The sequence below is a fragment of the Undibacterium sp. GW821-FHT07F11 genome (assembly GCF_059418665.1).
The window spans coordinates 376,899-391,257 of record NZ_JBWKQH010000002.1; the positions used below are offsets into that span (position 1 = coordinate 376,899).

The window sequence follows — 14,359 nt, forward strand, 5'->3', positions numbered from 1 at the left end:
ATTTTAGTAAAAGAGATCACTTGATTTCCGTTTCCGGCATAAGCCATGTCACGGAAGCAGCAATTTACGGTATTCTATCGGAAGAAAAATAATCAGATAACTCTGATCAAGAGGATGAACTGCTTTTGCGCTGGCGCGCAAGTATATCAGCAAGCGTGCCTTTCACAGCCGCTTTCAATGTGATATACATGGTGCCATTGTAGCTATGACAATATTTTCCCAAGCCAGGGAAATCGGGGATTAGTTCAAGCAGCTAAAGATGTGGCTCATTCAGGGAAAACGAAGAAACGCTCTAAAATGACAAGACCTGGTCTGCATAAACCCGGCTTATAAAAGTTTATATACATGACAACAAACAAGAAAGACATCCGCATTCTCAGCGCAACGCACTTGCGTGGCCCGAATATCTGGACTTACCGCCCTGTCATTGAAGCAGTGCTGGATATTGGTGCGCTGGAAGAATTTCCATCGAATAAAATCCCCGGCCTGTATGAACGCCTGACGACCTGGTTGCCCGGCATCATAGAGCACCGTTGCGGTGTCGGTGAGCGTGGCGGATTTCTGGAGCGCCTGCGTGAAGGCACCTGGTCTGGTCACATACTTGAACATGTTGTACTTGAATTGCAAAACCTGGCTGGCATGCGTACCGGATTTGGCCAGACCCGCTCTACCAATGCGGTCGGCGTCTATAAAATGGCTTTCCGTACCCGTGAAGAACAGGTAGGCCGCGCAGCGCTGCAAATTGGCCGTGACTTGCTGATGGCAGCGATTGAAGACCAGCCTTTTGACCTGCAAACCAAGGTCACAGAATTGCGTGAACTGGTGGATGACCGCTGCCTGGGCCCAAGTACGGCCAGCATCGTTGATGCAGCGACAGAACGCCGCATTCCATCAATACGTCTGACAGATGGCAATCTGGTGCAACTGGGCCATGGTGCTGCCCAACGCCGCATCTGGACAGCAGAAACTGACCGTACCAGCGCCATTGCTGAAAGTATCGCCAGCGACAAGGACCTGACCAAGACTCTGCTGCAATCTTGCGGCGTAGCTGTCCCTGAAGGCTCCCTCGTGCGTAGTGCTGATGAAGCCTGGGAAGAAGCACAGGACATCGGCCTGCCCGTCGTCATCAAACCTTATGACGGCAACCATGGCCGCGGTGTTTCGCTGAACCTGATGAGCAAGGAAGACGTGGTTGCGGCCTATGAACTGGCGTCCCGCAAGGGTGATAGCAAGAGCGTCATCGTCGAGCGCTTTGTGACAGGTGATGAGCATCGCGTGCTGGTTGTCGGCAACCAGGTCGTTGCAGTCGGCAAAGGTGAATCACTGTGGGTGACTGGCAATGGCAAGTCGAATATTACTGAACTGGTTGATGACCAGATCAATACCGACCCACGCCGTGGCACGACGGAAGACTGCCCGCTGAATGCGCTGGACCCGGCAGCAGGCGCAGAAATCATTCTCGAATTAAAACGCCAGGGCATGGATGCCAACTCCATCCCGCTGGCGGGACAAAAAGTATTGATACAGCCAAACGGTAACGTCGCACTCGACGTCACCGATAAAATTCATCCTGATATCGCCTATGCTGCGACATTGGCTGCACGTATCGTTGGCCTGGATATCGCAGGTGTTGATCTGGTGGCCGAAGACATTTCCCGTCCCATGACAGAACAAGGTGCAGCAATTATTGAAGTCAATGCCAGTCCAGGCTTGCTGGCCCATATCAAACCTGCCAATGGCGAAGGCCGTCCTGTCGGCAAAGCCATCATCAATCATTTGTTTGCGCCAGATGAAAGTGGCCGTATCAGCATCGTCGGCGTTGCCGGTACCAAGGGCTGCAGCCTGATTGCGCGCCTGATCGGTGCCCTGATCAATATCAGCGGCAAGGAAACCGGTGTCGCCTGCGCCCAGGGCCTGTTCCTGAACAAGCGCCTGGTCACAGATGGTGATTGCGCGAACTGGGAAGCTGGCCAAAGGCTGCTGATCAACCGCTCAGTGCAAGCTGCCGTATTTGAAACCAATGCCAAAGCCATGCTCAGCGATGGCCTGGCCTATGACAAATGCGCGGTTGGCGTCGTTACCGACCTGGATGGGCATGCCGACCTGGGCGCTTATTATATAGACAGCCCGGACCAGATGCGCAAAGTCTTGCGTACCCAGGTGGATGTCATTTTGCCTGACGGCGTCGCGGTATTGAATGCTGCCGACCCTGCCGTGGCAGACCTGGCTGAGCTCTGCGATGGCAAGGTTATTTTTTATGGCAAGGATCCGTCTCTCGAAGCCATCGTCAATCATCGCGCCCTTGGTGAGCGTGTAGTATTTTTGCGTGATGACAATATCGTGCTGGCAGATGGCGAAACTGAAACTGCTTTATTGCCGCTGAGTTCACTCAAGCCTGCCAAGATCGCCCAGGCGGAAAGTGTACTTGCTGCTGTTGCTGCGGCATGGGCACTGAACATCACACCAGAGCTCATCGGTGCAGGTCTCAGGACGTTTGATTCCAGCAAGAAAGCGCCTTACTGATTGCATTAAGCATCATAGTGCGGATGCCAAATCTGGCTTCCGCACAAATACAAGATATATTGTTTACTCTTAGAATTTGCTATTTATCTGATGGTGTGATTTCTGGTGCTTGCATGCTCAGGCTGTAAAAATCAGTACACCCTCGTTTGACGCCCTTTTCAACAGGATTAAGTTTTATGGAAGTATCACGCATCCGTGCCCTGCGCGGTCCCAATCTCTGGAGCCACCATACGGCCGTAGAAGCGATTGTTGCCTGCACAAATGAAGAGATGTCAATTGCCAGCCTGAACGGATTTGAAGACCGTTTGCGCGCCCTGTTCCCGCAACTCAGCATTTTGCAGCCGACGGGCCATGATGATGCCATCCCCATGGCCCATGTGTTTGAATTGCTGACCCTGGGCCTGCAGGCAGAAGCCGGTTGCCCGGTCACATTCAGCCGCACCACGCAAACCCTGGAAGCGGGTATTTTCCAGGTCGTCATTGAGTATTCAGAAGAAGCCGTTGGTCGCCTGGCAGTAGAACTAGCAGAAAAAATAATCAATGCTGCACTGAAAGACCAGGCCTTTGACCTGCCTGCTGCGCTCGAACAATTGCGCGATCTTGATGAAGACGTGCGCCTGGGGCCATCTACTGGCTCCATCGTGAATGCCGCCGTTGCCCGCAATATCCCTTACCGCCGCCTGACGGATGGCAGCCTGGTTGCTTTTGGCTGGGGTAGCCGCCAGCGCAAGATACAGGCAGCAGAAATGGATGGCACCAGCGCCATTGCAGAAGCCATTGCGCAAGATAAGGAACTGACCAAGAAACTTTTGCATGCCGCTGGCGTGCCTGTACCTTTGGGACGTTCCGTATCCGACCCCGATGATGCCTGGCAAGCCGCCCTTGAAGTCGGCCTGCCTGTGGTGGTCAAACCCAAGGATGGTAATCAGGGTAAAGGCGTGACCGTCAACGTTACGACACGCGAACAACTGGATGCAGGCTTCCATGCTGCCAGCGAATTCCGTGATGACATTCTGGTCGAGCGCTTCTTGCCCGGCAATGACTTCCGCCTGCTGGTGGTGGGCAACAAGCTGGTCGCTGCTGCCCGCCGTGACCCGCCGCAAGTAGTGGGCGATGGCAAGCAAAGCGTGCGTGAACTGGTTGAGCAAGTCAATAAAGACCCGCGCCGTGGCAGTGGTCACTCCACGTCCCTGACCAAGATACGTTTTGACGATATCGCCCTGGCCAGCCTGGCCAAGCAGGGTTTTGTGGCTGACTCCATCCCGCCCAAGGGCCAGCGCGTGGTATTGCGTAATAACGCCAATCTCTCTACTGGTGGCGCAGCGACCGATGTGACAGATGATGTGCACCCTGAAGTCGCCGCCCGCGCAGTAGCCGCAGCACAAATGGTAGGCCTCGATATTTGTGGCGTTGACCTGGTTTGCGACAGCGTCTTGAAACCGATAGAACAGCAAAATGGCGGCATCGTCGAAGTCAATGCTGCGCCAGGTTTGCGCATGCATCTCTCCCCTTCTTTTGGCAAAGGTCGCCAGGTCGGTGAAGCGATTATTGCCTCGATGTTTGATGACAATGACGATGGCCGCATCCCTATTATTGCAGTCACCGGCACGAATGGCAAAACCACGACAGTACGCCTGATCGCCCACCTGCTGACAGCCAGCGGCTTGCGTACAGGCATGACCAATACGGATGGTGTGTATGTTGCAGGCCGTCAGATTGACAGTGGTGATTGCAGCGGCCCGCGCAGCGCCCGCAATGTCTTGTCCCATCCTGATGTCGACGCAGCCGTGTTTGAAACAGCACGTGGCGGTGTCTTGCGTGAAGGCCTGGCCTATGACCGTTGCCAGGTTGCCGTCGTCACCAACATAGGTTCTGGCGACCACCTTGGCTTGAATTACATCACCACGGTAGAAGACCTGGCTGTATTGAAACGCGTTATCGTGCAAAACGTTGCAGACAACGGCTATGCGGTGTTGAATGCGGCTGACCCTATTGTTGCCGCCATGGCCAGCAATTGCCCATCTGCCGTCATCTTCTTTGCCGCAGACCACCAGCATCCCGTCATGGCAACACACAGGGCCCAGGGCAAGCGCGTCGTATATATAGAAAACGGCCATCTGATCGCCGCGGAGGGCAAAACGCGCCATAGTGTGCCGCTGGCAGATATCCCTATCACCCGTAATGGCAGCATAGGCTTCCAGGTAGAAAATGTCATGGCATCCGTTGCCGCAGCCTGGGCAATTAATATTGATTGGGACAGCATACGTGCAGGCTTGAAGTCTTTTGCCAATGAAGCCGACAATGCGCCTGGCCGTTTCAATGTATTCAACTTCCGTGGTGCGACACTGATTGCTGATTACGGCCACAACCCGGATGCGATACTGGCGCTGGTACGCGCAGTCGAAACCATGCCAGCCAAGCGCCGCTCTGTTGTCATCAGCGGTGCCGGTGACAGACGTGATCAGGACATACGCCAGCAGACTGAAATCCTCGGTGAATCCTTTGATGACGTGGTGCTCTACCAGGATCAATGTCAGCGTGGCCGTGCAGACGGTGAAGTTGTCGCCCTCTTGCGTGAAGGATTGAAACAGGCAACAAAAACCTCGCGCATAGACGAAATCAATGGTGAATTCATTGCGATTGACCTGGCCATGGACAGACTGGAAGCAGGTGATCTGTGCCTGATCCTGATTGACCAGGTAGAAGAGGCACTGGCGCATATCGCCAAGCGTGTTGCAGCGGGTTAAGCTCCAACAAGACTAAAGAAACAAAAAATGCCGGCCAGTTCATTTACAGAACTGACCGGCATTTTTTATTCCTGATTTCTTCAGGTATTACGCCCCGCCATCACACCGCCATCTACATCCCAGATTGCCCCTGTTACCCAGGAAGCCTTATCTGACAGCAAGAAAGCAATCGCTTCTGCCACATCCTGTGGCGTGCCGATGCGACCTATAGGGTGGAAACCATTGAAACCCTGCAAAGCCGCAGGAATATCTGCCTTCGGTATGAAGCTTTCATAGACAGGCGTTTCCACCACCGCTGGCGATACTGCATTTACGCGGATATTGCTGGAAGCGAGTTCCATGGCCAGATGCTGTGTCAGAGAATGTATGCCTGCTTTGGCCATGGAATAAGCAGATGAAGGCGTAGCCGCAATCGCCTGCTTTGCCCACATCGAACCTATATTCACGATAGACCCAGGCTTACCACTGGCAATCATGTTGGCAGCAATCTTTTGGGTGATAAAGAACAAGGCCTTGTTCAAAGCCTGATATTGATCGTAGTCACTTTCACTATGCTCAAGAAATGCCTTGGGTGCAAATATGCCTGCGGCATTCAGTAAAAGATTGATGTCCTTGTGCGCTTCATCGATTTTTTTCAAGAGTTGCTGTACTTCTTCTGTCCTGGACAGGTTCGCAGTAAATACGGAGACCTCACCCAGCGCTGACAACTGCTGCTGTGCCGCCTCAGCCTTGTCCTTGCGATTACCAACGATGACGACCTTGCCACCTCGGGATAAGACTATGCGTGCTGTTTCCAGACCCATACCGCTAGTGCCGCCTATTACCAGTAATTTTTTACCTTCAAAATCTGTGCTCATCATATGCCTCGTTTATCTACCTACCAATTGGTAGGTATTGGTTTTAAAAAAATGCCAGCCTCAGGCTGACACAGTGGAAAGAAAAGTTTGCGCTATATCTGCCGGCCCTTGCACGGTACGCATGCCACGCCCCAGTACCATAGCCCCCTCCAGTGCACTCAAATAAGCTTGCGCCAAAGACTCAGCGGCACAGTTAGATTTGATCAACCCTGCAGTTTGAGCATCGCCCATCATCCGGGTCAGCCAATCCAGATTGACCTTGAAGAAGCTGGCAACTTCATCAGCAGCAGATTCAGGGAGTGACCCAGACTCTGCCCCAAGCATGCCGCAAACACAAAGACGCCTGTCACGATTGAAAGTTTGCTCAAACACTGCCGCATAAGCAGCCAGCCTTTCTATAGGGCTGGCGTACCGCCCTTCCATGTTCAGCAATTCACCGCGAAAACTATGCGTGTAGCGCTGCACCAGCACTGCCACCAGATCCTCTTTCTTGGGGAAATGATGATGAATACTGGGTTTTTTGATACCAACCAGCTTGGCCACATCGTCGTAGGAAAAACCGTTGTAACCTTGTTGCTGTATCAAGCCCTGGGCAGCATCAAGGATGCGCTCAGCCATTGGCGACATTTCTAAAAAATGCTTCATGTGCTACCTGTTCAGAATAAGGCGTCAATTACAGCCCTGTATAATTTACCTTCTAGTTGGTAGGCATCATAAAGACAGCGAATTGTTGTGTCAAGCAGCTTTTTGACATGTTCATGCAAATAGCCGTCACGCACAGACATGGATAGGGAAATCAAATCAGAAAACCCTTAGGTTCCGTTTTGGCATTATGCAAGCCAGCAAGTGGTAAATGTTTGTCAGTCGTGATTTCGCCATCCAGCATCAGCGAGGTGTAGCGCAAACAGCAAACCCGCAGGAAGGATGAGAAATTGTCGATATGGCCGCGATAGGCAATCAACTCATCATAAAGCTTGGTGATGAGTTGATTGGTATTCATGCCATCACGCACGGCGATCTCTTCCAGTACCGACCAGAATATCTTTTCCAGCCGGATGGAAGTCACCACACCATGCAAACGCAGGGAACGTGACCTGGATTCATACAAGCCAGGGTCGGCTTTCACAAAAATTTCACACATATTTCCTCCCGCATATCGTCAAGAAGTAATTTCCTGACGATTATACGGCACTTGCCTGATTTGCAAGCTTAGCCATCAATGCTTACAACCTGATTTCGGTACCCAGCAATTGCAGGAACTGCCCTATCCAGGCTGGATGTGCAGGCCATGCGGGTGCAGTCACAAAATTCTTGTCCGTGACAGCATCGGTCACAGCGATATTTGCATAATGGCCGCCTGCTGCCTCTACTTCTGGCTGGCAAGCAGGATAAGCCGAGCACTTGATACCTTCGAGCACTTTGGCGGCTGCCAAAATCTGTGCCCCATGACAAACTGCTGCTATCGGTTTATTTGCTTGCGCAAAGTGTTGAACGATAGCAATCACTTGTGGATTGAGACGCAGGTATTCAGGTGCCCTGCCGCCAGGTATCAGCAAGGCATCATAATCTTGTGCCTTGATACTGGCAAAATCGTGGGTGATGCTGAAACGGTGGCCAGGCTTTTCTGTATATGTCTGCTGGCCTTCAAAGTCGTGGATGGCAGTGGCAACATAGTCACCAGGCTTTTTGTCCGGGCACACTGCGTGCACTGCATGCCCTACTGCCAGCAGGCTTTGAAAAGGCACCATGGCCTCATAGTCTTCTACAAAATCACCGACCAGCATAAGGATTTTTTTGGCTGCCATGATGTCTCCTGAATCTTGGTTTGAAGGAGCCCCATTGTTAAACAAATCTCATGATCACAGGTAATGACTGGTTACTACATTCACCAGAAATTGCCGCACAGAAATTAACTATGTTTTGCGCATTCTTATCAATATTTTGTGACTTATTAATCAAACAGTAACAAGAACTCGTATAAAATCAAATCATGCTCTGGAATTAGATAACACGGGGTGAGAATCGTTTATAGCCTGGAGACAACATGGCAGAAGCAGGACCGCTGTACAAAAATCGGGTATTGCTGCTTGCGCAGACTTTCTTCATCATCGATAACAAAGAAGAGTTATTGATCGGTGCCCACAAGTACGACTTCGACATCCTGTTTTTTGACCAGATGAGCGGTTTTGTAAAGGCAGTCCAATCCTCCGAAGGCCATGACCTGTTCGTGATTGACCTCGATGTGCTGCACAACATGCAGGAAGACATGCAGCACACCCGTCGCCAGACCATGTTCCTCAGCGATTTGCTGCAGCGTCTGCCAGATGATCAAAGTTATATCTATCTGCAAACCGTGCGCCAGGGCGAGCGCTTTTTACTGCAACAAAAACTGGTCGACAGCAATTGCATGGCTTACGCGGAAAAGCCCATCACCAATGAAGTGCTGGTCGACAAGCTGTTCAATATCTTCGCCCGCCAAAAGCGCGGTGAAACCAATACCATCATCCATTGTGGCGAGTTGTCCTCACTGGATACCGCATTGATGGCAGAAAATCATATAGATTTATTGCACAATCCTGATCCCCGTTCATTACACTTGCGCGTCAAGGAAACCCAGCCAGATATCGTCCTCATTGATGAAGCACAATATTTACAGACTGAAGCCCTGGTGCGGGTTTTGAAAAAAAATATAGAATTTGACCCCAGCCGTGAAATCATCCTGCTGCAAAGCCGCCCCGACCCGGAAATGGCCAGGCGTGCACTGTATAGTGGCTTCGACGAAATACTGATCCCCAGTGACGCCGATGTGCTGACACGCCAGTTACTGAACCGTGTCAATAAAATCCGCGCCAGCAAAGACTTGATCAGCCGCGACCGCGCCACTGGCCTGCTCAATAAAGTCGGTTTGCAAAAGAAAGCCCAGGAATGGATACGCCGCGCCAATAGGGAAAACAAGCCACTGGCCTACGGCATCATCGATATCGACAAATTCAAAATCATCAATGACACCTGGGGTCATTATTTTGGCGACATCGTCATCAAGCGTTTATCGTTGGTCTTGTCTGCACAGTTGGGAGAGCAGGATTTGCTGAGCCGTTTTGGTGGTGAAGAATTTGTCGTGCTTTTCTGGGACTGCACACCAGCACAAGGCAAACAAAAACTCGACGCCATGCGCGAAGCCTTTGGCAAAATCGTCTTTGAAGTCAAGCCAGGCGAAAATAAAAACTTCAGCTTCAGCGGCGGTGTCGCTGACTTCCCGACCTGGAATACCGAGAATGCCATGTTTTTGCAGGCAGATGCGATGCTGTATCTGGCCAAGCAAGGTGGGCGGAATCAGATTTGTGTCAGCGGTAAATAATACAGTTCATAGCGCTACATGTAGGTTGGGCTACGGTTTATCAGCCCAACACTCGGCGTTTAAATAACGTACACGTTTGCTGAGGCCAAGTGTTGGGCTGATGAGACGTAGCCCAACCTACGAAATGAAGCCCACACATCCACCTTTCACGAAAAAACAGGTAATGAGAGTAATTTCCCTGTCCCTTGCCACTCATTTCCACGTGGAAGACATCTTTTAAAAACAAGCTCGCTTACAGGTTCATATAGCAAAACATATTGTCTCGCGAGACGAAAACGCCTCCTGCGTAACTGGTGCATTGATACTGGCTTTTCCCATCCCCACTGCGAAAAAGGTTTCTTCATTGCGTTCCTGTACTCAAGTATCAATACCCTGGTCAATTGGCGCTTTAACTCAGTCTTGTCCATCCGCAAGACTGGTTTTCTCCACGGATGAACAGGCCGGAATTCACGCTGTTTCAGCATAGGTAATTAACATCAAAAATCAGTTTACGAGTTATTTTATATACTCTTTTTTATAAGCATCGACGCAGCGCTGTCTAGACTGATCTAGTGACTCACTTTTTTTTGTAAGCGGGTAACCGATTGAACTTAAAAAATCATTGCAAGCATTTATATCAAATGAATACAGGTGATTTAACGACTCTTCATAAGTAAGCTGCCTGTCATCATTACCATAGAACAGGCATGGATCCAAAACACGCCTCGTGTAGTAATCATTGGGATGACTTTTTCTTTCTATAACAATATCTTGCTTGTTCGTTATTTTCGATAAATAGGTGAAAAACATAGCAATACAAACTATCCATGGCCCAAACATCAAGCACAGAACAATACCCATACCACCTGGAACACTCGTACTGACTACAAACAAGCAAAGTGAGATCATCAATAACCAGAAAATTGCCTTGCCACCTCTTCCTTGCACAATCATGGCAATTAACAAAATCAGCGAAACAATTATGGGGAACAAAAGCCACATCGCAAACTCTGAAAAACTAACACTCATGTATACCTCTATTTGATACTACGATTAAAATCAGTCATCACCACAATTTCATGAAAAAGGTCTGTGCAGTTACAGCAACATCTGCTCGGAAATTTCCGTTTGGCGTTTGATATTCCATCACGTCTCACTTATTCAGGTCTTACTGATAAAAGTACCTGCAACTGATTCCAAAGAATCATGCCCACCCGCCCCAAACAACTGCTCTTTGACATGCGCTAACTGATCCCTGACCTGGGCAGCTTTTTCAAATTCCAGATTCTTCGCATGATCAAGCATGAGTTTTTCCAGGCGCTTGATTTCGCGGCTGATCTGTTTCTCGCTCATGACTTCATAGCGCGCCTGCTCTTGCGCTACTGCCAGTTCTTCCCTCGCCTCTTGCGGGTTATAGACGCCATCAATGATGTCCTTGATCTGCTTGCGTATGCCCACCGGTGTAATATTATTGGCCAGATTGAAAGCCAACTGCTTATTGCGACGGCGCTCGGTTTCACCCATGGCGCGACGCATGGAATCGGTTACCTTGTCGGCATACAAAATTGCTTTGCCATTCAGGTTACGCGCAGCGCGGCCTATCGTCTGAATGAGGCTGCGTTCAGAACGCAGGAAACCTTCTTTGTCCGCGTCAAGTATAGCCACCAATGACACTTCAGGAATATCCAGACCTTCGCGCAGCAGGTTGATACCGACCAGCACATCAAAAGTACCGAGACGCAAATCGCGGATAATTTCTACCCGCTCTACTGTATCGATATCGCTGTGCAGATAACGTACCTTGACGCCATTTTCGTTGAGGAATTCGGTCAACTGTTCTGACATGCGCTTGGTCAGGGTAGTAACCAGTACGCGCTCGTGTTTTTTCACGCGCTCGATAATCTGGTTCATCAAATCATCGACCTGCGTCAGGGCCGGACGCACTTCGATTTCCGGGTCAACCAGGCCAGTAGGCCTGACCAGTTGTTCTACCGTCTGGTCAGAATGCTGGTCTTCATAATCACCTGGCGTGGCTGAAACAAATACGGTCTGGCGTAGCTTGCTTTCAAATTCAGCAAACTTCAATGGGCGGTTATCCAGCGCTGATGGAAGGCGGAAGCCATAATCAACCAGGTTGGTTTTACGCGCTCTGTCGCCGTTGTACATGCCATTCAACTGACCTGTCAGTACATGTGATTCGTCCAGGAACATCAGCGCATCTGCTGGCAGGTAATCGACCAGGGTCGGTGGCGGCTCACCTGCTTGTGCACCGCTCAGGTGACGCGAGTAATTTTCAATACCCTTGGTGAAACCAATCTCGGCCATCATTTCCAGGTCAAAGCGAGTACGCTGTTCTATGCGCTGTTCTTCGATGAGTTTGTTTTCGCGGCGGAAGAAGTCGAGGCGTTCACGCAATTCTTCCTTGATGGTATCAATGGCACGCAAGACCGTTTCGCGCGGCGTCACATAATGCGAACTTGGATAGACAGTAAAGCGCGGTATTTTTTGCTTGATGCGTCCGGTCAGTGGATCAAACAATTGCAGGTTTTCGATTTCATCATCGAACATTTCCACGCGCACAGCCATTTCGGCATGTTCTGCCGGGAAGATATCAATGGTGTCACCACGTACACGGAAAGTACCGCGTCCAAAATCAACCTCATTACGCTTGTACTGCATCTGTATCAGACGGGCAATGACATCACGCTGGCTGACCTTGTCTTTCGCACGTAGCGTCAGGATCATTTTGTGGTATTCATTCGGGTTACCGATACCATAGATAGCTGAGACTGTTGCCACAATGATGACATCACGTCTTTCCATCAGCGATTTGGTACACGACAGGCGCATCTGTTCTATATGTTCATTGATGGCAGAATCTTTCTCAATGAACAAGTCACGCTGCGGCACGTACGCTTCTGGTTGATAGTAATCGTAATAACTGACAAAATACTCCACCGCATTGCGTGGAAAGAATTCCCTGAACTCACTGTACAACTGTGCTGCCAGGGTTTTATTAGGTGCAAAAATGATGGCCGGCCTACCTGTTCTGGCAATCACATTTGCCATCGTATAGGTCTTACCCGACCCCGTCACTCCCAGCAGTGTCTGAAAAAACAAACCGTCACTGATACCCTCTACCAATTGTGCAATTGCCGCTGGCTGATCACCTGCTGGCTGGAACATTTGATACAACTGATAAGGTGAATCAGGGAAACTGATAAATTTTGATTCGTCCAGCTGTTCTGACAAAGCTGTTGAATTAACTGGTGCTACGGCCATGATGCGATTACCTTTGCTAAAATAGGTGGCTGTACTTTGCAATCTGCCTCATTCCAACCTTTACTGTCGGCAACGACAAATATTTCAATATTATCACGATGACTGCTCACGCTTCTTCCCCCCTGTTTTCTGCCATAGAAATGGCCCCCCGCGACCCTATCCTGGGCATCACTGAAGCCTTTAATGCTGACCAGAACCCTGCCAAGGTCAATCTGGGTGTAGGCGTATATTATGATGACAATGGCAAGGTGCCATTGCTGGAATGTGTCAAAAAAGCGGAAGCTATTTTGATGGAAAAATTTGCCCCACGTACTTACCTGCCTATCGAAGGCCTGGCAGCTTATGATAAAGCAGTGCAGGAACTGGTATTTGGTGCCGATAGCGCGGTAGTCAAGGAAAAACGTGCAATTACTGCCCAGGCTATCGGCGGTACCGGCGCACTGAAGCTGGGCGCTGACTTCCTGCAACGCTTCACGCCAAATTCTGAAGTATGGATCAGCGACCCAAGTTGGGAAAACCATCGCGCCCTGTTTGAATCAGCTGGTTTTAAAGTCAACTCGTATCCTTACTATGATGCAGCGACACGCGGCGTTAATTTCGCAGGCATGCTGGATGCATTGAAATCCATGCCAGAAGGCTCTATCGTATTGTTGCACGCCTGCTGCCACAATCCTACTGGTGCCGACCTGACCGATGACCAATGGACAGAAGTGATTGCCGTGGTTGCCCAGCGCAACCTCATCCCTTTCCTCGACATGGCTTACCAGGGCTTTGGCGATGGTATTGAAGCAGATGGCAAGGTAGTACGTCGCTTTGCTGAAGCTGGTGGCGCCCTGTTTGTCTCCAATTCTTTCTCCAAATCCTTCTCCCTGTATGGTGAACGTGTCGGCGCACTGAGCATTGCTGCCTCCAGCGCAGAAGAAGCCGCACGCATCATGTCGCAACTGAAACGCGTGATCCGCACCAACTACTCCAACCCACCTACCCACGGTGGCCAGGTAGTAGCAACCGTGCTGGCAACACCAGAACTGCGTCAGTTGTGGGAAGAAGAGCTGGCAGGCATGCGCGTACGCATACGCGAAATGCGCACCGCCTTTGTCAGCAAACTCAAGGAACAGGCTCCAGGCCATGACTTTGATTTTGTGATCCAGCAGCGCGGCATGTTTTCGTACTCTGGCCTGACCAAAGAACAGGTTGGCAAATTGCGTGATAACAATTCCATCTACGCTGTTGATACAGGGCGCATCTGCGTAGCTGCCCTCAATAACAAGAATATAAACAACGTTATTGAGGCAATTTCCAAGGTTCTGTAATTCGATCAGACTTGCGTATTGACAAATCAGGGGTGAGCGAATATAATTTTTGTCTCTGTTCCCTGATAGCTCAGTCGGTAGAGCGACGGACTGTTAATCCGCAGGTCCCTGGTTCGAGTCCAGGTCGGGGAGCCACAGAATTCGAAGTAAGTAGTGAACTTAACAAAAAATCACTACGAACGAAATAGAGTAATAGTTTATAAAGTTTAACGAAGATCATCAAATCTTCTATTCCCTGATAGCTCAGTCGGTAGAGCGACGGACTGTTAATCCGCAGGTCCCTGGTTCGAGTCCAGGTCG

The 14,359-nt window shown here is 50.3% G+C and carries 10 protein-coding genes and 1 tRNA gene; 5 read left to right on the forward strand and 6 right to left on the reverse strand.

Annotated features, from left to right (window positions below; all coding sequences use genetic code 11):
* Nucleotides 1-345 precede the first annotated feature (345 nt).
* Both AC07OI_RS05460 and cphA read left to right on the forward strand, forming a co-directional pair.
* On the forward strand, nt 346-2,523 hold the full coding sequence (locus AC07OI_RS05460; protein ID WP_495256519.1) for a cyanophycin synthetase: 2,178 nt from the start codon (nt 346-348) through the stop codon (nt 2,521-2,523).
* 176 nt (nt 2,524-2,699) lie between these two features.
* Nucleotides 2,700-5,270: a cyanophycin synthetase gene (gene cphA / locus AC07OI_RS05465; RefSeq protein ID WP_495256520.1), complete on the forward strand. Its 2,571-nt coding sequence runs from the start codon at nt 2,700-2,702 to the stop codon at nt 5,268-5,270.
* A gap of 80 nt (nt 5,271-5,350) precedes the next feature.
* Here cphA and AC07OI_RS05470 read toward each other — a convergent pair whose 3' ends face one another.
* The 4 genes from AC07OI_RS05470 to AC07OI_RS05485 form a co-directional block, all read right to left on the reverse strand.
* The gene (locus AC07OI_RS05470; protein ID WP_495256761.1) at nt 5,351-6,127 is read right to left on the reverse strand and encodes an SDR family NAD(P)-dependent oxidoreductase; all 777 of its coding nucleotides are present in this window, start codon (nt 6,125-6,127) and stop codon (nt 5,351-5,353) included.
* Nucleotides 6,128-6,187: 60 nt separating this feature from the next.
* Nucleotides 6,188-6,772, reverse strand: a complete 585-nt coding sequence (locus tag AC07OI_RS05475) for a TetR/AcrR family transcriptional regulator (protein ID WP_492702789.1) — start codon at nt 6,770-6,772, stop codon at nt 6,188-6,190.
* Between the two features lie 151 nt (nt 6,773-6,923).
* Nucleotides 6,924-7,268 (reverse strand): ribbon-helix-helix domain-containing protein, encoded by a 345-nt coding sequence (locus AC07OI_RS05480; protein ID WP_492702788.1) that lies wholly within the window; start codon nt 7,266-7,268, stop codon nt 6,924-6,926.
* An 82-nt stretch (nt 7,269-7,350) separates the two neighbouring features.
* Nucleotides 7,351-7,932: a DJ-1/PfpI family protein gene (locus AC07OI_RS05485; RefSeq protein ID WP_492702787.1), complete on the reverse strand. Its 582-nt coding sequence runs from the start codon at nt 7,930-7,932 to the stop codon at nt 7,351-7,353.
* Between the two features lie 239 nt (nt 7,933-8,171).
* On the opposite strand from AC07OI_RS05485, the gene AC07OI_RS05490 reads away from it, so the two are divergent.
* Entirely contained in the window at nt 8,172-9,485 is a 1,314-nt protein-coding gene (locus AC07OI_RS05490) for a GGDEF domain-containing protein (RefSeq protein ID WP_495256521.1), read from the forward strand.
* Nucleotides 9,486-9,980: 495 nt separating this feature from the next.
* Here the strand turns inward: AC07OI_RS05490 and AC07OI_RS05495 are convergent, their stop codons facing one another.
* Nucleotides 9,981-10,493: a hypothetical protein gene (locus AC07OI_RS05495; RefSeq protein WP_495256522.1), complete on the reverse strand. Its 513-nt coding sequence runs from the start codon at nt 10,491-10,493 to the stop codon at nt 9,981-9,983.
* 132 nt (nt 10,494-10,625) lie between these two features.
* Nucleotides 10,626-12,746 carry an excinuclease ABC subunit UvrB gene (gene uvrB, locus AC07OI_RS05500; protein WP_495256523.1) on the reverse strand — a complete coding sequence of 707 codons (2,121 nt, stop codon included), beginning with the start codon at nt 12,744-12,746 and terminating at the stop codon, nt 10,626-10,628.
* A 98-nt stretch (nt 12,747-12,844) separates the two neighbouring features.
* Between uvrB and AC07OI_RS05505 the strand changes: the two genes are divergently transcribed.
* Nucleotides 12,845-14,059: an amino acid aminotransferase gene (locus tag AC07OI_RS05505; protein WP_495256524.1), complete on the forward strand. Its 1,215-nt coding sequence runs from the start codon at nt 12,845-12,847 to the stop codon at nt 14,057-14,059.
* A 59-nt stretch (nt 14,060-14,118) separates the two neighbouring features.
* Nucleotides 14,119-14,194 (forward strand) — tRNA-Asn (locus AC07OI_RS05510).
* The last annotated feature ends 165 nt before the right edge of the window (nt 14,195-14,359 follow it).

Bases quoted from the DNA above. Each gene is read 5' to 3' on its own strand.
- uvrB (WP_495256523.1), bottom strand. From the start codon at position 12,746: ATGGCCGTAGCACCAGTTAATTCAACAGCTTTGTCAGAACAGCTGGAC.
- AC07OI_RS05480 (WP_492702788.1), bottom strand. From the start codon at position 7,268: ATGTGTGAAATTTTTGTGAAAGCCGACCCTGGCTTGTATGAATCCAGG.
- AC07OI_RS05490 (WP_495256521.1), top strand. From the start codon at position 8,172: ATGGCAGAAGCAGGACCGCTGTACAAAAATCGGGTATTGCTGCTTGCG.
- AC07OI_RS05505 (WP_495256524.1), top strand. From the start codon at position 12,845: ATGACTGCTCACGCTTCTTCCCCCCTGTTTTCTGCCATAGAAATGGCC.
- AC07OI_RS05495 (WP_495256522.1), bottom strand. From the start codon at position 10,493: ATGAGTGTTAGTTTTTCAGAGTTTGCGATGTGGCTTTTGTTCCCCATA.
- AC07OI_RS05470 (WP_495256761.1), bottom strand. From the start codon at position 6,127: ATGAGCACAGATTTTGAAGGTAAAAAATTACTGGTAATAGGCGGCACT.
- AC07OI_RS05475 (WP_492702789.1), bottom strand. From the start codon at position 6,772: ATGAAGCATTTTTTAGAAATGTCGCCAATGGCTGAGCGCATCCTTGAT.
- AC07OI_RS05460 (WP_495256519.1), top strand. From the start codon at position 346: ATGACAACAAACAAGAAAGACATCCGCATTCTCAGCGCAACGCACTTG.
- AC07OI_RS05485 (WP_492702787.1), bottom strand. From the start codon at position 7,932: ATGGCAGCCAAAAAAATCCTTATGCTGGTCGGTGATTTTGTAGAAGAC.
- cphA (WP_495256520.1), top strand. From the start codon at position 2,700: ATGGAAGTATCACGCATCCGTGCCCTGCGCGGTCCCAATCTCTGGAGC.